The sequence below is a fragment of the Allorhizobium ampelinum S4 genome, from assembly GCF_000016285.1.
Classification (GTDB): Bacteria; Pseudomonadota; Alphaproteobacteria; order Rhizobiales; family Rhizobiaceae; genus Allorhizobium; species Allorhizobium ampelinum.
The window spans coordinates 146,454-165,698 of record NC_011988.1 but is presented as its reverse complement, the minus strand read 5'-3'; the positions used below and the strand labels follow the sequence as shown (position 1 = coordinate 165,698).

15 protein-coding genes are annotated in these 19,245 nt (G+C 56.9%); 5 read left to right on the top strand and 10 right to left on the bottom strand.

The window, feature by feature from the left end:
• Nucleotides 1–148 precede the first annotated feature (148 nt).
• The 5 genes from AVI_RS18110 to AVI_RS18090 all read right to left on the bottom strand — a co-directional run bounded on the left by AVI_RS18110 (nt 149) and on the right by AVI_RS18090 (nt 5,913).
• The gene (locus AVI_RS18110) at nt 149–985 is read right to left on the bottom strand and encodes a transporter substrate-binding domain-containing protein (RefSeq protein ID WP_012653584.1); all 837 of its coding nucleotides are present in this window, start codon (nt 983–985) and stop codon (nt 149–151) included.
• 240 nt (nt 986–1,225) lie between these two features.
• On the bottom strand, nt 1,226–2,227 hold the full coding sequence (locus tag AVI_RS18105; RefSeq protein WP_012653583.1) for an ABC transporter permease: 1,002 nt from the start codon (nt 2,225–2,227) through the stop codon (nt 1,226–1,228).
• A gap of 7 nt (nt 2,228–2,234) precedes the next feature.
• The gene (locus AVI_RS18100) at nt 2,235–3,284 is read right to left on the bottom strand and encodes an ABC transporter permease (protein WP_012653582.1); all 1,050 of its coding nucleotides are present in this window, start codon (nt 3,282–3,284) and stop codon (nt 2,235–2,237) included.
• A complete protein-coding gene (locus tag AVI_RS18095) occupies nt 3,274–4,827 on the bottom strand; it encodes a sugar ABC transporter ATP-binding protein (RefSeq protein ID WP_012653581.1) in 1,554 nt (517 codons plus the stop codon). Before AVI_RS18095 ends, AVI_RS18100 begins: the two co-directional genes overlap by 11 nt.
• Nucleotides 4,828–4,899: 72 nt before the next feature.
• The gene (locus AVI_RS18090) at nt 4,900–5,913 is read right to left on the bottom strand and encodes a sugar ABC transporter substrate-binding protein (RefSeq protein ID WP_012653580.1); all 1,014 of its coding nucleotides are present in this window, start codon (nt 5,911–5,913) and stop codon (nt 4,900–4,902) included.
• A 343-nt stretch (nt 5,914–6,256) separates the two neighbouring features.
• Here AVI_RS18090 and AVI_RS18085 point away from each other — a divergent pair, with 343 nt between their 5' ends.
• A complete protein-coding gene (locus AVI_RS18085; protein WP_012653579.1) occupies nt 6,257–7,579 on the top strand; it encodes an O-acetylhomoserine aminocarboxypropyltransferase/cysteine synthase family protein in 1,323 nt (440 codons plus the stop codon).
• A 75-nt stretch (nt 7,580–7,654) separates the two neighbouring features.
• Here the strand turns inward: AVI_RS18085 and AVI_RS18080 are convergent, their stop codons facing one another.
• Nucleotides 7,655–8,701 (bottom strand): substrate-binding domain-containing protein, encoded by a 1,047-nt coding sequence (locus tag AVI_RS18080; protein WP_012653578.1) that lies wholly within the window; start codon nt 8,699–8,701, stop codon nt 7,655–7,657.
• Between the two features lie 369 nt (nt 8,702–9,070).
• On the opposite strand from AVI_RS18080, the gene AVI_RS18075 reads away from it, so the two are divergent.
• The 4 genes from AVI_RS18075 to AVI_RS18060 are packed head-to-tail and all read left to right on the top strand — an operon-like array spanning nt 9,071 to nt 13,960.
• Entirely contained in the window at nt 9,071–10,552 is a 1,482-nt protein-coding gene (locus AVI_RS18075) for a sugar ABC transporter ATP-binding protein (RefSeq protein WP_012653577.1), read from the top strand.
• Nucleotides 10,552–11,598 (top strand): ABC transporter permease, encoded by a 1,047-nt coding sequence (locus AVI_RS18070; RefSeq protein WP_012653576.1) that lies wholly within the window; start codon nt 10,552–10,554, stop codon nt 11,596–11,598. Before AVI_RS18075 ends, AVI_RS18070 begins: the two co-directional genes overlap by 1 nt.
• A gap of 31 nt (nt 11,599–11,629) precedes the next feature.
• Nucleotides 11,630–12,673, top strand: coding sequence for a substrate-binding domain-containing protein (locus tag AVI_RS18065; protein WP_012653575.1), 1,044 nt, complete (start codon nt 11,630–11,632; stop codon nt 12,671–12,673).
• A 33-nt stretch (nt 12,674–12,706) separates the two neighbouring features.
• Complete coding sequence (locus AVI_RS18060) at nt 12,707–13,960, top strand: LVIVD repeat-containing protein (protein WP_012653574.1); 1,254 nt, start codon at nt 12,707–12,709, stop codon at nt 13,958–13,960.
• Between the two features lie 64 nt (nt 13,961–14,024).
• On the opposite strand, the gene mgrA is transcribed toward AVI_RS18060, so the two are convergent.
• From mgrA to AVI_RS18040, 4 genes are all read right to left on the bottom strand, one after another.
• Nucleotides 14,025–15,068, bottom strand: coding sequence for an L-glyceraldehyde 3-phosphate reductase (gene mgrA / locus AVI_RS18055; protein ID WP_012653573.1), 1,044 nt, complete (start codon nt 15,066–15,068; stop codon nt 14,025–14,027).
• Nucleotides 15,069–15,139: 71 nt separating this feature from the next.
• Nucleotides 15,140–16,402, bottom strand: a complete 1,263-nt coding sequence (locus tag AVI_RS18050; RefSeq protein ID WP_012653572.1) for an SfnB family sulfur acquisition oxidoreductase — start codon at nt 16,400–16,402, stop codon at nt 15,140–15,142.
• A 21-nt stretch (nt 16,403–16,423) separates the two neighbouring features.
• Nucleotides 16,424–17,692 carry an SfnB family sulfur acquisition oxidoreductase gene (locus AVI_RS18045; protein ID WP_012653571.1) on the bottom strand — a complete coding sequence of 423 codons (1,269 nt, stop codon included), beginning with the start codon at nt 17,690–17,692 and terminating at the stop codon, nt 16,424–16,426.
• Nucleotides 17,693–17,726: 34 nt separating this feature from the next.
• Nucleotides 17,727–19,130, bottom strand: coding sequence for an LLM class flavin-dependent oxidoreductase (locus AVI_RS18040; protein WP_012653570.1), 1,404 nt, complete (start codon nt 19,128–19,130; stop codon nt 17,727–17,729).
• Nucleotides 19,131–19,245 lie beyond the last annotated feature (115 nt).

Sequence of the window (19,245 nt, the reverse complement as noted above, 5' to 3'; positions counted from 1 at the left end):
TGCGCCGCTGATACCACGAGTCTTGTACCATAAGTCTTGGAAAATGACGCGCCGTATTTCATTTTCGAATATCCCAAGCCTTTGATGGGTTTGAGATATTCGAAATCTTCTGAAGTCGAAGATGCCTGAGCATCTCCGCGCCTTCGTCTTACTTGGTCGCAGCGAGCGCCTTGTGTTCCTGCTCGAGATAGTCGATATTCAGCAGGCGGCTGGACTTGGCGAAATCGAGCAGTTTGCCGGAAACATGCAGTTTTTTAACGGCGTTGTCGAGCGCGGTCTGGGTATCCGCCTCGCCCTTGCGCAGCCAGATGACCGAGTCCGAGGGAACCAGTTCGGTCGGGAACGGAATGGCATAATCCTTCCATTCCTCCGGGCGATCCTGCAACAACAGCCCAACGGTTGCGCCGACATGCACAGCCGCCACGCAATTGCCGCCTTGCAGCGCCAACAGCGATTCCGGCTGGCTCGGCAGCGCCTTGACGACCGCGCCGTATTCCTCGATCAGCGGCTGGGTATAGTTGGAACCCTGCGAGACGCAGACCGGCTTGCCCTTCAGGTCCGCCCAATCCTTCAAACCGCTATCCTTACGCACCACGGCAGCACCGCCGCTGCGATCATAAGGCGTCGGCACAAAATCCAGCACCTTGGCACGGTCTTCGGTATACTGCATATTGGCGATCAGGATATCAACTTTGCCCTGCTGGAGAAACTGCACGCGGTTGGGCGGCGTAACCGTCACCGTCTCCAGCTTGACCCCGAGATCATCAGCCAGCGCCTGGGCAATATCGACATTAAACCCTTTCTGCTCCTGGCTTTTCGGATCGATATAACCAAAAGGTGCGCCAGACAGGATGACGCCGACAGTGAGCTTGCCACGCCCCTTAATACGGTCAAGCGTGGCATCTGCCGAGGCCTGGGTTGCGACGAGGGCGGATAGAGAGAGAACAAAACCGAAGATTGTCTTGGTCATGGTGGCGGCAAGCATGGCGAGGCTCCTTATTTTGGCGACACCGTATTGAAGAGCCGCATCGATCACGAGCAATGGCGTTCCTCCATACGCAGCCATCAAGGATCGGTCTACCGGAGATTACGACTAAAGTAGAATTTTCTTTGCATCTGACTGGCTTCGCCTGCCTGGCAGACGCACAATCCTGTGACCTCTAAGGCGGCATCAACAAGGCAACACTTGCTTTCCCTGACAGACTCCGGGGATTGATGTTTGCGATCACGCCCGGCGCGCCGTCTTAGAACTCAGGGCCAGCACAGAGAAAATCAGCAGGCCCGTTGCAACCTGTTGCCAATAGAAATTCAAGCCGGACAGCAACAACCCGTTCGAGACGAGGCCAAGCAGCAGAACGCCGAGCACGGTGCCAATCACATTGGGCCGACGCAGCGGATGGAGCGTGGTGCCGATGAAGGTTGCGCCAATGGCATTCAGCAGGAAGGCATTGCCGGATGACGGAATGTAGACATTGACCGTTGCCGTCAAAAGAATGCCGGCAATTGCGGCAATCAGCCCGGCCAGAATGTAGGCGCTTGCAACAACTGAGGCGACAGACAGGCCGGAATAGCGCGCCACGCTGGCCTGCGTGCCGATGGCCGTCAGGACCCGCCCGAAACGGGTCATTGACAATAACACGACAGTCAAAACAATCAGCAGGAACGTGACGACCAGCGGCACGGGTACGCCGAGCAGCTGCCCATGACCGATAAACGAAAAGCCTGGCGGAATGGCGGCTTGGGACAGATAGACCGGATTGCCGCCATTGGTCAGCAATTGCTGCACGCTGCGGCCGATGAACAGCGTTCCAAGCGTCGCCAGAAACGGCGAGATGCCGATTGCCGAAATCAACAGGCTATTCAAGGCACCGACCAGTCCGCCAGCGACGATTGCCGCCAACATCGCGAGGCCGACGGGCACACCACCCAGCACCAGCGAGACGAAGGTGAAACTGGCAAAATCCACCGCCGTTGCAACCGAAAGATCGATGCCGCCGGAAGCGACGGCAAAGGTCATCGCAATCGACACGATGGCGAGCAAGGCGACATTGTTGACCAATACGCTCATCAGGTTGGTGCCCGTCAGGAAACTCGGCGCCACCGTTGAAAATATCGAAATCACCACGAGGATCGCGAAGATCAACGCATAACGCGCCAGATATGCACCGCGACGGCGGCCACCCGCCAAGGCCCCAGCCGTCCAGGTCTTCGTGTCCACCGTTGACATGATGATCCTACCTCCTGCGCAGCAAAGTGGTGGCCGAGACGACCAGAAGGATCAGCGCGCCCTGGACGCCAGCCACCAATGTGCTCGACAGATTGAGCAGTTGAAATCCATTGATCAGCACACCGACAAAAATCGCCGAAACCAGCGTGCCGGGAATGGTTGGCACCAGCCGCCGTGAAAAGACCGAGCCCAGCAGTGTGGTCACCACGACGGGCAGCAAGATATCGCCAGCACCGGTGGAACTGCCGCTGAGATAGGACGTATTGAGGATGCCGGCGATACCGCCCAGCAGACCCGCGGCGATGAAGGCACCTGCCGTCAGGGTTTTGACCCTGAGGCCCGCCGCCCTTGCGGCTTCCGGAAATTCACCGACCGCGTAAAGCCTCAAACCCAGCGCGGTGTATTGGACGACAGCTCCCACCAGCAAGGCCGCCCCCAGCAGAACATAGGCCAGCACCGGCAGGCCAAACGGCCCTGTGGCTGAAAGCAGTGAGAGAAAATCGGTGGAGGCAGGAATGACGGTGTTTTGGGTTAACACCAGTTCGAGACCGGCCACCACATTCATCACCGCAAGCGTTGCCAGAAGCGGCACAATACCGACAATGACCACGGCCAAGGCATTGACGAGACCGATGACCAATCCGGTGGCCAACGCCCCCAAAACGGCAACACCATCGCTCCATCCCAGTTGCACAAGGCTGGCATAGACCGCAGCACTGAGGCCCATATTGGCGGCCAGCGACAGATCGATCCCTCCCGTCACGACATTCGACCCGCCCGCGATAATCACCACCGTCAGCCCGAAGGCCAGCACCCCGAGAATGGCCGATTGCGCCAGCACATTGCCCAGATTGCCGACACTGAAGAAGAAGGGAGCGGTCAGCGAAAAAAACAGGAAGACACTGAGGATTCCGAATATGGAACCGGCCCGCAGCAGCCAGGCAGCACCCTTGCGGGACTGGGTAAAGTCGCGCGCCTCGGAAGAGCCGTTATGACGTGTGCCAGTGGGTATAGGCGACCTCACGCCAATCGAAACGGAATTCACCTCAGCCGACATGGCGCAATCCTTCCTTCGACCCCGTTGCGGCATCCGAGCCGGTCGCGCTCGCAAAGACTGCGTCCGCCGTCGTCTGGCTGGACATGAGTTCCGCCGTGATCCGACCCCGGAAAAACACCAGAATCCGGTCGGTTATGCCAACCAGTTCCGGCAGGTCGGACGACAGGATGATGACGCCAGCGCCCTTTTCGACCAGCTCGCCGATCAGCTGGTAAATTTCGACTTTCGCGCCGATATCGACGCCAACAGTCGGCTCGTCCAGAAGATAGATTTCCGATTGGCGGCTCAGCCATTTTGCAATCGCCACCTTCTGTTGATTGCCACCGGACAGGGTTCTTACCGGTGCATCGCGGCCTGCCGTCTTGATCTGCAATTGCGCGATCAGCCGGTCCACCGCACTCTTCTCAAGACCGGTCTTCAGGAAACCCGCCCTTGAAAAGCGGTCGAGACTGGCAAGCGTGATGTTTTCCGCCACCGTGAGGTCCAAAGCCACGCCATTGCCGCGCCGGTCTTCCGGCACAAGCGCCAGATTGCGCGACACGGCCTGATGTGGGCTGTCGAATGACACCACCGTCTCGTCCGTTTGAATGGTGCCCGAGCCTGCTGTTTCCAGACCAAACAGTGTCTGCAACAGTTCCTTGGCACCGGAGCCTAAAAGACCGGTGATGCCGAGCACTTCGCCCCGGTGCAGGCTGAAGGACACGTCCTGATACTGGCCTTCGGCTGTCAAGCCACGAACGTCCAGCAGGCGCTCGCCCTTGGCGACGACCGATTTTGGAAACATCTCGGCAATATCGCGCTCCACCATCAGGGTTGCAATCTGTTTTGCCGAAAGACCGGCAAGCGAGCGGCTGGCAACGACCTCACCATTGCGCAGCACGGTCACGTCGTCGCAAAGCGCTTCGATTTCGGCCAAGTAATGCGAGATGTAAACGATCGTCACCCCCTCGTCCCGCAGCCGTCGAATCAGGGAAAACAGCATATCGGCCTCGCGCCGCACCAGCGCCGCCGTCGGTTCGTCGAACACCAGCACCTTGGGCTTGGCCAGCAGTGCGCGTGTGATCTGGACGATCTGCTTTTGCGCGGTGGTCAGCTCGCCGATCAATGCATTGGTCGGCAGGCTCAGGCCGAAATAGTCCTGCAAAATCGCCTGCGCCTGGCGTTTCATCGCGCGCCGATCCAGAAATGGCGTGCCGGCAATCTTCGGTTCGCACCCCAGAAACAAGGCCTCGCCAACCGTGAAGGACGAGACCAGAAGGCGATCCTGATGAATGAAATGGATGCCCAGTTTTTCGACCAGCGGCGGCGTCAGATTCTGTATTGCGACCCCGTCGATCTTGATCGTTCCGTCATCCTGCCGGTGAAGACCGGCGAGAATCTTGATCAGGGTCGATTTTCCCGCGCCATTCTGGCCGACAAGCCCATGGATCGTTCCAGCGCGAATGCCAAACGATACCTCGGCCAGCGCTCTTGCTCCGCCAAACCGTTTGGAAATGCCATGAAAGCGGATTGCATCGCCCTCCGCAGGCTGTCTCTCACGCATAAAAATGTCCTTCGCAAAGCCGCTTGTCGCCCCCGGCATAAGCTGTGGCGTTCCAACACCCTGCCTTGGCGATCAGCCGATCCCGAGCTTCCTGGTGACCTCGTTGACAGTCTGCTTGTTGGCCAGCAGGGCTGGCACATAGCTCTCACGCGGCAAGGTCTTGCCGGACAGCAGCAGCGCCACATTCTGAATGGCCTGGCGACCGAGTTCGGCGGGCTGCTGCGCGACATCGGCGGCGGCAGGCGAGGCCGGGTCCGCCACCAGTTGCAACACTTCAGGGCTGCCATCGACGCCGTAGGTCTTGATTTCCGTGCGCCCGGCTGCCGCCAGCGCCTGGGTTGCCCCCAATTGCGGAATGTCCCAGGCGGACCAGATGGCTTTGATCGAGCCTTTTTCCGGATATTTGTTCAGAATGGCGGTGACCTGGGCGAATGCGTCCTGCACGGTATTGGGGATGACGTCGCGCAGTTCCGGCTGGATAATCTTGACCTTCGGGAAATATTTGATGACGTTGACAAGCTGGTCATAGCGGATAGCGCAGGGCGTCACGCCATAAAAGCCATTGAAGACCACGACATTGCCTTCGCCACCGATGTCAGAGACCAGTTGCAGGGCCAGATCCTTGCCGATGCCCCAATTGTCGGAGGTCGAATTGTTCAGCGAATGGCTGGAGCCGACATCGATGGTCAGAACCGGAATGCCAGCGTCGCGCGCCCGTTTCAGCCAGGGGTCGATAACCGTCAAGGTGCCGAGCAATTGCACGATGGCATCCGGCTTTTGGGCGATCAGGGTTTGGAGTTGCGCCACCAGCTTGCCATCGCTACGGCCCGCATCGACGGCAAGAGGTTCGCCGCCCAGACGCTTCACTTCGGCAATCTGGGCATTATAGGCCTGGAGGTCGAAGAAATGGTCGGTCCCTGCCGTGCTGATGCCGATCCGTTTGCCCTTCAGGCTGAGAGCTTCATCTGCTGCATGGGCAGCATTGACACCAAGCAGGCTTGCCCCAGCAACCGCTGCGCCGGCAAAGGCCGAGAGCTTGATGAGCTGACGCCGTCCAATTTCAGTGTTGAATTCGTCGCCTGACATGTCGTCTTCTCCGGTTGTCTAGTTTTTCTATAGAGTAAGATTATTTGCTGTTTGGCCGAGAAAGGATTTTGCGTCTTGATAAACCAAGTGGGAAAAACCGACCCAATCAGCACCGAAATGGCGCAGCGATCATCCCAGCCAGCTTTTCGCTCAGACGTTAAGAGGCAGCAGACGACCGGCTCTTCCCTCAGGCGCAATTTCTAAGCGGTGTCGAAAGAAGGGAAGAATATTTCTCTACTTAATCGATGGATTATTCCATCATGCAACCGTCACAGAGGCCAAAGGCATAGCAAAAATCCAGGGCGGTGACTGGCGGAAATTCAACACAGGACGGGAGTTATAGATGAGCAGCAAACCATTGCATCCAGAAACGCTGGCCCTTCATGCCGGCTGGCGCGCCGACCCGACGACGGGGGCTGTCGCCGTTCCGATCTATCAGACCACGTCTTTTCAGTTCCGAGATACGGAGCATGCGGCCAATCTGTTTGCCCTGAAAGAGCTGGGCAATATCTATAGCCGCATCGGCAACCCAACGGTGGATGTGCTTGAGCAGCGCATTGCAGCCATCGAAGGCGGCGTTGCGGCATTGGCGCTTGCCTCCGGTCAGGCGGCGTCTGCCTTTGCGATCCAGAACCTTGCCAAAGTCGGCGACAATATCGTCAGCTCCACCGATCTCTATGGCGGCACATGGAACCTGTTTGCCAACACGCTGAAAGATCAGGGCATTGAGGTTCGTTTTGTTGATCCGACAGACCCGGAAAACTTCCGCCGCGCCACAGATGAGCGCACCCGCGCCTATTATGCCGAAACCTTGCCAAACCCGAAACTGACCGTTTTCCCGATTGCCGAGGTGGCAAGCATTGGCCGCGAATTCGGCATTCCGCTGATTGTGGACAATACCGCAGCCCCCTTGCTGGCGCGGCCTTTTGATCATGGCGCGGCTGTGGTTGTTTATTCCTCCACCAAATATCTTGGCGGCCACGGCACGTCCATTGGCGGTTTGATCGTTGATGGCGGCAATTTCGATTGGGAAGCCCACAAAGAGCGCCAGCCCGCGCTGAACACACCCGATCCAAGCTACCACGGTGCCGTCTGGACGGAAGCCACCAAGCCGCTGGGACCGATTGCCTATATCATCAAGGCGCGTGTGACCCTGCTGCGTGATCTTGGAGCTGCACTCTCACCCTTCAACGCCTTCCAGCTTTTGCAAGGTATTGAAACCCTGCCGCTTCGCATTGAGCGCCACGTTAAAAACGCCGCAGCCGTTGCAGACTATCTGGCCAAGCGGCCAGAAATTGCCAAGGTGATCTATCCATCCCAGCAGAGCGGCGTATGGCGTGAGCGGGCCAATAAGTATCTTAAGGGTGGTTACGGCGGCCTGGTTGGCTTTGAGCTGAAAGACGGGCTGGACGCTGGACGCCAGTTCATCGACGGGCTCGAATTGCTCTATCACGTTGCGAATATTGGTGATGCCCGCAGCCTCGCCATTCATCCGGCCTCGACCACCCACTCCCAGCTGACCGCCGAAGAACAGGCCGCAAGTGGCGTTTCGCCGGGCTATGTGCGCCTTTCCATCGGCATTGAGCATATCGATGACATCATCGCCGATATCCAACGTGGTCTCGATGCGGCATCTTCTGGCGTGCAGAACAGCAAGGCAGCCTGATCAAACATGGAAAACGGAAGCACCGTGAGGTGCTTCCGTTTTTGTCTGCGCAGAGCCTGCTTGGGAGGGAGGTGCTCAAAAAGCAGCAGACGGAATCCAGCTTGCCGTGACAGCAGAGCTTGTCGAGAAGCTTGGAATTTTCTTGGCCAATTCTTCGATGGTCTTGACGTTGGCATCCCGCAATTGCTTTTGCGTCACCAGAACCGGATCGACAATAATCTGATGCGGCACCGTTTCGCCGGCAATCTGCAAGGCGGCAGCGCGGATGGAAACGGCACCCACGACTGCCGGATTGGTGGCAGCGGTTGCCACCCAGGGGCTGCCATCCTCAACAATTTCCTGAATGTCAGCGGTGGAAATATCCGCCGAATAGATTTTCAGCTTGGCGCTGATGCCCAGATCGGCGGCAGCGAGTTTGACGCCACGGGCGAATTCATCATAGGGCGCAAAAACTACGGAAATATCCGGGTTGGCACGAAACACCGCTTTGGCCTGATCGGCGGTGGAGGTGGCTGTGGTGTCGCTGACCGTGCCGAAACGTGCTTTTTCAACAATGCCGCTGTTGGCAGCTTTGACCTTGTCCCAGATTTCATTGCGGCGATCCAAGGGTGCAAAACCAGCGACATAGGCATATCCAGCATTGAAACTCTTGCCATTATCCTTGATCGCCTGATCCAGCGTCAGTTCGGCCAGTTTGTGGTCGGATTGTTCCACCTGCGGGATTTTCGGGTTGTTCAGGTTCACATCGAAAGCCACGACCTTTATGCCCTTGTCGAGCGCCTGCTGGACGACATCGCTGAGCGATTCCGGCAGGCCGTGGTCAATGACAATGCCTTTCACGCCGAGATTAATCGCCTGTAAAATCTGCTCGCGCTGCTCGGCAGCATCCTGACGACCGGGGAAAATCCTCAGATCAACCCCCAGCGCCTTGGCCTGCGCCTGTGCGCCCGCCTGATAGGCCTGAAAGAAATCGCCAGCGGAAATATAACTAATCAGCGCCAGCTTGACGCCACCTTGGTCAAACGGCGCCGGTGCGCCAGCAATACCAGCCGCAACAGCCGAGTGCGTTAAAACCAAAGGTGAAAGAGCGGTGAATGCCAGAAGGCGCAGGATCGATGTCATCGGGTTCCCCATGTTGAACAAAGGCCACCAATCGGGCCACATGGGGATTATTATCAATAAAATCTACCGTATTATAGATTTTTAATACGTGAAATTCCGGTCAAGAATAGATTTCTTTGCCCTTTGTGCCGCATTCTCCGGTTATTTTATCCGCGGAGTTTGCGATGCCGGCTGCTCCAGCAATCGTTGATAAATGCCAGTTTTGATCGCGCTATGCGACAGTATAATGATCGGCACACCATAGCAGGCATCGTTCGGCCCACCTGTTATGCAAATTTATTCTATATATTAAATGATGTTTGAAACTGCCATTCTTGCTGGCGGTCACCAAGGGTTTATCACCTGATCAACACAATTGGTGAACCCAACATGCCCCTTCTCGATGTCCAAACCATCTCGCGCTCCTTCGGCTCCACCAGAGCCTTGATTGATGCATCTCTGGTGATCGAGCCGGGCGAAATTGTTGCCCTGATGGGCGCAAACGGGGCTGGGAAATCCACGCTGGTGAAAATTCTCTCAGGCGTGCAATCGGCGGATTCCGGCAGTATTTTGCTAAAAGGCCAGCCTTTTGCCCCGCAAAGCCCGGCAGAAGCCGCCAAATTTGGTGTGGTGACGGTTCACCAATCCACGGATGTGGTGGGCATTCCGGGCTTGAGCGTGGCCGATGCGCTGCTGCTCAATCACTATATCGATGGCCGTCAGCCGTTTTTTCTATCAACCAAAAGCGTGCGGCGTGAGGCAGCGCGCATTTTGAGTGACGCGGGTTTTAACCTGCCTTTGGACCGCGATTTTGCTGATCTTGGGGCGGCCGATCGGCAAATGGTGGCCATTGCCCGTGCGCTTGCCAATAAGGCCGAATTGTTGATTTTGGACGAGCCAACGGCCAGCCTCTCAACGCAGGAAGCGGAACGCCTCTATGCCATTTTGTTGGGCTTGAAAGCCCGTGGCATAGCCATTCTCTATATCTCGCATCGCACGGCCGATCTGGCAGCCCTTGCCGACCGCGTGGTTATTCTGCGAGGCGGGCGCAATGTCGGGGCGCTCCGTCGTCCGATTGATTTCGATGCAGCCCTTGAGACCATGATTGGCCGCGCATTGAACATCGCGCGCCCGGATCGGCGCACAGAATTTGGCAAAACCGTGCTGGATTTGCGTGGCATTCGACTGCTGAACAGCAGCAAACCCTTTGATCTTACGGTGCGCGAGGGTGAAGTGGTGGCCATAACAGGCGTGCTGGGCGCGGGCAAAAGCAGGCTGCTATCAGCATTGTTTGGAGCGGGCCAATTTGTGGCAGGTGAAGCCGTTCTGGATGGCAAGCGCTATGCCCCCAAAAGCCCGGCAGAGGCCATTGCCTCAGGTGTCGCGCTTGTTGCGGAAGATCGCCACCGTTCGGCCCTGATGCCTGCCGATTGGCCGGGCGAAAGCGTGGCAGCCACCATCAGCCTGCCGCATCTCAAGCGCTGGTATCCTTCGGGTTTTCTGGCGTCGGATGCTGAACGGGTGAAGGCAAAGGCTGCCATTTCCCGGCTTGGAATCAAAGCGGCGGGGCCTGATGCTTCCGTCTGGTCGCTGTCTGGTGGCAACCAGCAAAAGACGGTGATTGCCCGCTGGGAAGTGGAGCAAAGCCGCCTGTTGTTGCTGGATGAGCCATTTCAGGGCGTCGATGTCGGGGCCCGGCAAGATATTATCACCACCATTCGCAGCCACGCGGATCGCGCAACCCTGATAGCCACCTCGGATTTTGAGGAAGCACAGGAGGTGGCCGACCGCATTTTGCTGATTGATCAACACACGCTGATTGAGCTGACGCCAACGGCTGCATCAGCCCATCACCACAAGGAAATCGCCTGATGACGACGGTGAATGACATTCCCAAAGAGACGCTGGCCCAAGCGCAGGACCGCCAAAGTTTGGCAAGCCTTGTGCGGGAAACCATCCGGCGCGGTGCGGTGTTCATTTTGCTGGCGGGGTTGATTGTGATCTTCAGCCTTGCCCAGCCCGCCTTTATCAACATCAACAACTTGATGAGCATTTTGCAAGCGGTTGCCGTGGTGGCCATCATTGGGGCAGGCGTGACGGTGACGCTGGCAATTGGCGGTTTTGATCTCTCGGTGGGCGCGGTGGCAGCCTCCAGCGTGATGGCATCCAGCTATGCCATGATTGTGCTGGGCTTGAATGCCTATCAAACCGTACCGCTGGTGCTGGCCTTTGGCGCGTTGATTGGCTTTGCCAATGCCTTTTTGATCGTCAAGCTCAAAGTGCCAGACCTTCTTGCCACGTTGGCGATGATGTTTCTTCTGTCCGGTCTGCAATTGATCCCAACCGCAGGGCGTTCCATTTCGGTCGGTCTCATTCTGCCCAATGGAACAACGGCAACGGGCAAATATGATCCGCTGTTTTTGACCATCGGTCGTTCCAGCCTGTTTGGCCTTATCCCCTTCCCAGTCATTCTGCTGGCCATTGTGGCGGTGACGCTGTTTGTTTTGACAGAGCGCACCCGTCTTGGTCGGCTCCTGTTTGCCACCGGCGGCAATGAAGTGGCAACCCGGCTGGCGGGGGCTAATACCGCCAAGATCAAGACATTCGCCTATGTCCTCTCCGGCACGCTGGCGGCCTTTGGCGGGATTATCGTGGCGGCGCGCGTTGGCCGGGGCGATGTCTCTTCGGGGGCATCGCTGCTGATGGACTCGGTTGCAGCCTCACTCATCGGCTTTGCCGTGCTGGGCCTGCGCCGTCCCAACGTGCTGGGCACCATCATTGGTGCGGTGTTTGTTGGCATTTTGCTCAATGGCCTGACCATGCTCAACGCCCCCTATTACACCCAGGATTTCGTCAAGGGTTTCGTGCTGGTTGGCGCCCTTGCCCTCACCTATGGCGTCAGCCGCGCCCGCACATAAACATCGACCTTCTCATCTGAATGGAACCAACATGATCAAATCTCTTCGTACCCTTGGCGCAGTTCTTCTGGCCGGATCGATTTTTGCCACCACGGCCTCAGCCGCAGGCATTGCGGGCGCGCCTGCCCCGTTTGATAAGAAAACCGTCAACATTGCCGTTGTAAGCTATCTCGGCGGTGGTGATTGGCTGCAAGCTTTTGAGGCAGGCGTCAAGCGGCAGGCTGATGCACTGGGCATCAACCTCACGGTTTCGCAGGCCCGCAATGACAATGATGCGGAACGCGCTTTGATCGAGCAGGCCATCAACCTGAAGGTCGATGGCATCATCATCAACAATGGCCGCCCGGAAGTGTTGCAGGATGTAGCGCAAAAGGCGTTGGATGCGGGCATCAAGGTGGTGGCCTATGATGTGAACCTCGACAATCCCAACATTCCGCAAATTGAGCAAAGCGATGCCGATATGGCCAAGCTGGTGCTGGATCAAGCCGTGAAGGACAAGGGCGATGGCTTTAACGGTGGCGCTATCTATGTCGCCGGGTTTGCGCCGCTGGATCGCCGCTATGCGGTGTGGAAGGACTATGTGGCCAAGCATAATCTGAAGGAAAAGGCCGTCTGGGGCGTGGTCAATGACACGGTTCCGGCCACCGTTGCCGACCAGACCAAGGCTGTGCTGCGCGCCAACCCCGATATTTCGGTGATTTTCACCCCATGGGATGAATTCGCCAAGGGCGCGAAATTGGCCATTGATGAGCTTGGCCTGTCCAGCAAGGTCAAAATCTATGGTGTGGATATTTCCACGGCTGATATTCAGTTGATGATTGAGCCAGACAGCGCCTGGGTGGCAACCGCTGCCACCAATGCTGCCGTGGTGGGTGAGGTTTCGGTGCGGGCAGTCTCGCTTTCCGTTGCCGGACAAAATCCCGGCCATTCCGTGTTGCTCAAGCCAACCTTGATTACTCGCGATGATCTGGTGAACAACAAGATCGGCTCGATTGAGGAATTGCAGCAAAAATTCCCGGCGTTTTTGAAGAGCGATGCCGCCACGGCTGCGTGGATTCCATCAACCGTCAAGTAATGCCGCAAGCCGACTGAAAGAGAGAGAAGCCCAATGACCACCCTAGACCTGCCAAAGCCAGACTTTGCCCGCAATATGAAACTGATCGGCCATAGCGACATTGGCGGACGCGGTGATGGGCTGCAATTGATGGTGCATCATGGCCATGCCTATGTGGCGCATCCGTGGTCGCAGGGCTTCTCCATTATCGATGTGCGTGATCCGAAACATCCGAAAACCGTGAACTACGTGCAGGCCCCCGCCAACACATGGAACATCCATCTGCAAACCCATGGTGATCTGCTGTTGGTGATCAACGCCCTTGATCTGTTTGCCGATGTGGAAAGTTTTACGGATGAAAAAGCCTATTACACCCAATCAGTCGGCGAAACGGTCGCTGCCAGCAAGCGCGAACGGGCGTGGACAGCGGGCATGACGGTCTATGACATTTCCACACCAGCCGCCCCGCGCAAGATCGGGCAATTGGATGTGGATGGCGTGGGCTTTCATCGGCTCTGGTATGTTGGCGGGCGCTATGCCTATGCATCGGCGCTGCTCGATGGCTTTTCCGATTATATTTTCGTGACCATCGACATGGCTGATCCCACCAAGCCGGAACTGGTTGGCCGCTGGTGGTTGCCGGGCATGAACACAGCAGCAGGCGAAAGCCGCACATGGGCGGATGGCAAACGCTATGCCCTGCACCACGCGCTGGTGCATGGCGACACGGCCTATGCCTGCTGGCGCGATGGCGGGCTGACACTTCTCGACATCAAGGACCATTCAGCACCCAAACTCATCAAGCACCACAATTGGTCCCCACCCTATGGCGGCGGCACCCATTCGCCTTTGCCGCTGCCGGGGCGTGATCTGCTGGTCGTGGCAGATGAAGCGGTGCTGGATAATGAAGAAGATGGCCGCAAGCACACATGGGTGTTTGATATCCGCGTGCCGGAAAATCCGATCAGCATCTCCACCTTCCCGATCCCGAATGAGATCGATTACACCCAGAAAGGCGGCCATTTTGGCCCCCATAACCTGCATGAAAACCGGCCCGGCTCATTTGTGTCCGACACGCTGATTTTCGCCACCTGGCAAAATGCAGGCATCCGCGCTTTTGATATTTCTGATCCATACCATCCGGTGGAAACAGGCGCTCTGGTGCCTGCCGCCCCCACCACGATGACGGACCGCAGACCCGGTCGCCCCAAGGTCATCCAGTCGGCGGATGTGTTTGTGGATGCCAATGGCTTAATCTACGCCACCGATTACAATGCGGGGCTGGAGATCATTGAATATGGCGGCTGATTGTCTCGCCATCTGAAATGTAAAACGGCCTGAACATTTCTGTTCAGGCCGTTTTTGTTTGTCCTTACACCACTTGATCGTGGGAAGGCTTTTCCCAAAGGTTGATGCCACCTTCGACCGCATAGCGGTCAATCTCGGCCAGTTCTTCGGCTGTGAAGGAGAGATTGTTCAAAGCATCGACATTTTCCTGAATCTGCCGGGCAGAACTGGCTCCAATCAGGGCCGATGTCACGCGCGGATCGCGCAAGACCCATGCAATCGCCAACTGCGCCAGAGATTGGCCACGGCGGGTGGCAATTTCATTCAAGGCGCGGGCGCGCACAATGTTTTCTTCCTTCAAATGCTCGGGCCGCAGGAAATCACCGCCGGGGCGGTTGACGCGGGCATCGTCTGGAATGCCGTTGAGGTATTTGTTGGTCAGAAGGCCTTGTGCCAGTGGCGTAAACGCAATGATGCCAGCGCCAACCTCATCGGCGGCATCAATCAGATCTTTTTCAATCCAGCGATTGAACAGGTTATAGGCGGGCTGATTGATCAACAGTGGCACCTGCCGTTCTTTCAAAAGCGCTGCAATCTCGCGGGTCTTGGTGCCGGAATAGGATGAAATGCCCACATACAGCGCCTTGCCCTGCCGCACGGCTTGCGCCAAGGCATCGGCGGTTTCTTCCAAAGGCGTTTCGGCATCATAGCGGTGCGAATAGAAGATATCGACATAATCAACACCCAGCCGTGTCAGGCTCTGATCAAGGCTGGAGAGCAGCGCCTTTTTCGAGCCACCGCCGCGACCATAAGGCCCCGGCCACATATCCCAGCCAGCCTTGGTGGAAATTATCAGCTCATCGCGCAGACCTGCAAAATCCTCGCGCAGGATGCGGCCAAAGTTGATTTCGGCGCTGCCTGCTGGTGGGCCGTAATTGTTGGCGAGATCGAAATGGGTAATGCCCAGATCAAACGCCTTGAACAGGATAGAGCGTTGGGTTTCAACTGGCGTGGTATCGCCAAAATTATGCCAGAGGCCAAAGGACAATGCGGGCAGTTTCAGACCACTTCGGCCTGTGCGGCGAAAATGGGCGTTATCATAGCGCTTGGGATCAGGCTGATAGGTCATGTTGTGGTTTCCTATGGTCAAGAAAAGGCCGGGTGCAGAGGTATGCACCCGGCGGATAGAAAATCTGAACGTCAGATGGCCCCGTGGCGTGGCGGCAGCTGATCATTCAGGTAGAAATTGCCGATATGGTGATATTTCCAGCGCACTGGATCGTGCAGCGAATGGGTGCGAGCATTGCGCCAATAGCGATCCAGCCCATAAGCCTCCAACGTGGAGCGCGCACCACCAAGCTCAATCAGCTTGGTGGCGGCCAATTGCGCCACCTCCGTCCCCAATGCTTTCACTTCGGCCACGGCAATCGAGGCTTCTGCCACCGTTTGCGCGGTGGGATTGGCCGTTGCAATGTCCAGAATGCGCCCTGCCCGCGCCAAGAGCGCATCGGCGGCATGGACGCGGATGGAGACATCGCCCACCGCATGGATGGTGTGTGGGTCTTCATAGCCATGCTCAATACTCAGCTCGAAAAACGGCCTTGCATGGGCGCGGACATAGGAGATGGTTTCAGCCAAAGCACCCCGCGCAATACCGACTTGCACTGCCGAATGGATGATCTGGGCAAATGGTCCCATCGGCGTTGGCTTATCGAAATTCTCATCATGATCCACCACCTGAAACGGGGTGATTTCCACATCGTCAAAGGTCACCGTGCCGCTGCCGGTGGAGCGCTGACCAAAGGAGGTCCAGTCATCCACCAGATCAAGACCGGGTGTGGCGCGATCGATAAACACCAGATGCACGCGGCCATTCGGACCTTTGGCAACGGCAACAATGATGTGGGCAAACAGCGATCCGGTCGCGTAGAATTTCTGTCCGTTTAACAGCAGCTTGCCATCGCGCTCCGCAAAATGGGTCTTGTAATCCACCGGGGTTTTGGTGCCGATTTCGGTAAAGGCATTGCCCAGCCGATCCCCATCGAGAACCCGCTGAAAATAATGCGCCTTCTGCGCATCGGAACCAGAGAGCCGCAGCGCTTCCACCATATAGAAATGGTTTTGCGGAATTTGCCCGATGGAGGAATCTGCTGCCGAGATGATCGCCGTCACCTCCGCGAGTGTCACCGTCGATACGCCAGCGCCGCCGTAAGCCTTTGGCACTGAAATGGCCCAAAGCCCACTTTGGGAAAAGCGGTCAATCTCGGCCACCGGCAAACGCCGCTGCCGATCACGCTCTGCTGCGCCCACGGCAAAGTCACGGGCCAATTCCTTGGCAACAGCGACTGCCTCGGCATCGTCCTTGATCACATGCGCTTTGGTCCGCCGTGGCGGAATATGCGGAGCCGGGCGACCAGCCGTCAGGGCCGCCTGACGGTGGAGTGTACGATCTGTGGTGCTCATTGCTCTGCCTCAGTTCCCCACTCAATTCCATGCATGGCGCGGCGGATGCTCGCCGTTCAGGTAGTAATTGCCAACGTGGTAGAATTTCCAACGCACCGGATCATGCAATGTATGCACCCGCGCATTGCGCCAATGGCGGTCCAGACCATGTTCCGCCAATGTCGAGCGGGTGCCCGCCAGCTCAAACAGCTTGTTGGTGGCGAGAATGGCAATTTCAGTGGTCAGCACCTTGGATTCGCCGGTCTTGATGGTTGCTTCAGAAACCGTGTCCAGCGTTGCATTGGCCCGCGCTGCATCAATGCTGCGACCAGCAATCTCCAGCAGCGCTTCCGCCGCATGCAGCCGGATTTTCAGATCGCCAATGGCTGCAATGGTAAACAGGTCTTCGCTGGCCCTTTGCTTGCCGCTATCAATCCACGGACGGCTGAGGGTTTTGACAAACCTGATGGTGTCATCAATCGCCCCACGGGCGATGCCTGCATCAATGGCCGACTGGATGATCTGTGAGACCGGACCACCCACCGTGGGATGATCAAACGAGGTGACTTTCAAAGCGCGAACCTTCGGCACCCGCACATTCTCAAGTTTCACCGAGCCAGAGGCCGTGGTGCGCTGGCCAAAGCTGGACCAATTGTTGGTCACAGTCAGGCCGGGTGCTTCGCGGTCGGCAAACACCAGATAGCCTTGGCCGGTTTCATCAACGCCAACAATCGGTACAACATGGGAGAGAAGTGCTCCGGTGGTGTAGAATTTCTCACCATTAACGATCACGTCGTCACCGTCATGCACCACCTTGGTTTCAAAATCGGCAACCGTCTTGCTTTTCAATTCCGAAAACGCATTGCCGTAGCGCAAGCCCTGCAAAGCCCAGCCAAAGAACAGCTGTTTCTGCTCTTCGGTGCCATCGAGATCAACGGTGGCAACAATGGCCAAATGGTTTTGCGTCACCTGCGCAATGGCAGGATCGGCGCTCGCGATGGTGGAAATCACCTTGGCAACGGTGGCGTAGGACACTTCCGGCCCGCCATAGGCTTTCGGAACGTTGATGCTCCACAGCCCGCTTTGGGAATATTCATCCAGCTCGGTAATCGGCAACAATCCTTCCCGGTCACGCAAGGCAGCATTGACCTTGAAGCGCTCGGCCAGCCGCTTTGCAATCTCAATCGCCTCGGCATCGGATTGCACGATATGGGCTGGCACGGCTGGGCGCGGGCGCGGAGCAACCGGATCGCTGGAATTGACGCGCGGGTGAACGGTGTAATCGATCTTGGTGTCAGTAACGGTACCCATATCGTGCCTCGTTGCTTGAAATTGGGATGAAAATTTAGCTGGCATTAGCCAGCGGAGCCTTTTGGGCGCGCTTGAACGCCTCAATATCGCGGTATTGATCGGCGGGATGGTTTTGCGGCAAATATGGCCCTTGGCCGAACAGCTTTTCGCGCAGGGTTCCGGGTTTGTAGGCGGTGGGATAGGCTCCGCGCTTTTGCAGTTCCGGTACAATGTGGTTGACCACATCCTCAAAACTGCCGGGCGTGACCGCATAGGCAATGTTGAAGCCATCCACATCGGTGTCCGCCACCCATTCTTGCAAAATATCAGCAACCTGATCGGGCGCGCCAACAAACACCGGACCCAACCCTCCAATGCCACCGAATTTTGCCAGTTCTTCAATGGTCCAGGATTTGTCGCCGCCAGCGATATGCTCGACAAACGAATGGATGGCGTTGGTCTCTACCTTCTGGATCACATCGGTTGGCGCATATTGGCCAAAATCAATGCCGCTCCAGCCGGACATGAACACCAGCGAGCCATCGTAGGATACATATTGCTTATAATCTTCAAACTTCGCCCTGGCCTTTGCCTCGGTCTCATCGGTAATGATGGTGATCAGCGTGTAGATTTTGAGGGCATTCGGATCGCGCCCGGCAGCGGCAGCCTGCTGGCGAATCTCGGCAACATAGGCTTTCAGCACCGATTTGGTGGGTGCCGCCACAAACACGCATTCCGCATGTTCCGCCGCAAATTTCTTGCCCGGACCGGATGCGCCCGCCTGATACAGCACCGGAGTGCGTTGCGGCGAAGGCTCGGTCAAACCATAACCGGGAACATCGAAATGCTTGCCCTTATGGCCGATTTCATGAACCTTGGCCGGATCGGTGAAAACCCGCCCCTTCGGATCACGGATGATAGCGCCCTCTTCCCAGCTGCCTTCCAGCAGTTTGTAGATCACCTCAAGATATTCATTGGCAATCTCATAGCGATTATCATGGCGCTTCAGGCCGGATTGGCCAACATTCTTGGCACCGCTCTCCAGATAGGAGGTCACAATGTTCCACCCTACCCGGCCCTTGGTGTGGTGGTCGGCCGTCGCGAGTCTGCGGGCAAACGTATAGGGATGCTCAAACGAGGTTGATGCGGTGATGCCAATGCCCAGATGTTCGGTGGCCAAAGCAATGGGTGCGGCCAGTTGCAACGGATCGTTGACCGGAATTTGCGCCGCCTGCTGGATGGCGTGGAAATTGGAGCCTTTATAGACATCGTAATAGCCGATCACGTCAGCAATGAAGATGCCATCAAAGATGCCGCGCTCCAGGGTACGCGCCAAATTCTGCCAATAATCCAGATCCTTATAGGTATAAGACCTGTCGTCTGGATGCGCCCACAATCCAGGCGATTGGTGTCCGACGCAATTCATATCGAAGGCGTTGAAGTGAATTGTCCTGGTCATCGGCGCCGTCCTTTGCTGCAAACATGCCGAGGCAGCATCGCAGACATTGACGGTTATTGAAGTTAATCTATGTTTTTTATGCACTAAATGAAGGTATGTTTTTCTGTCAGGCTGG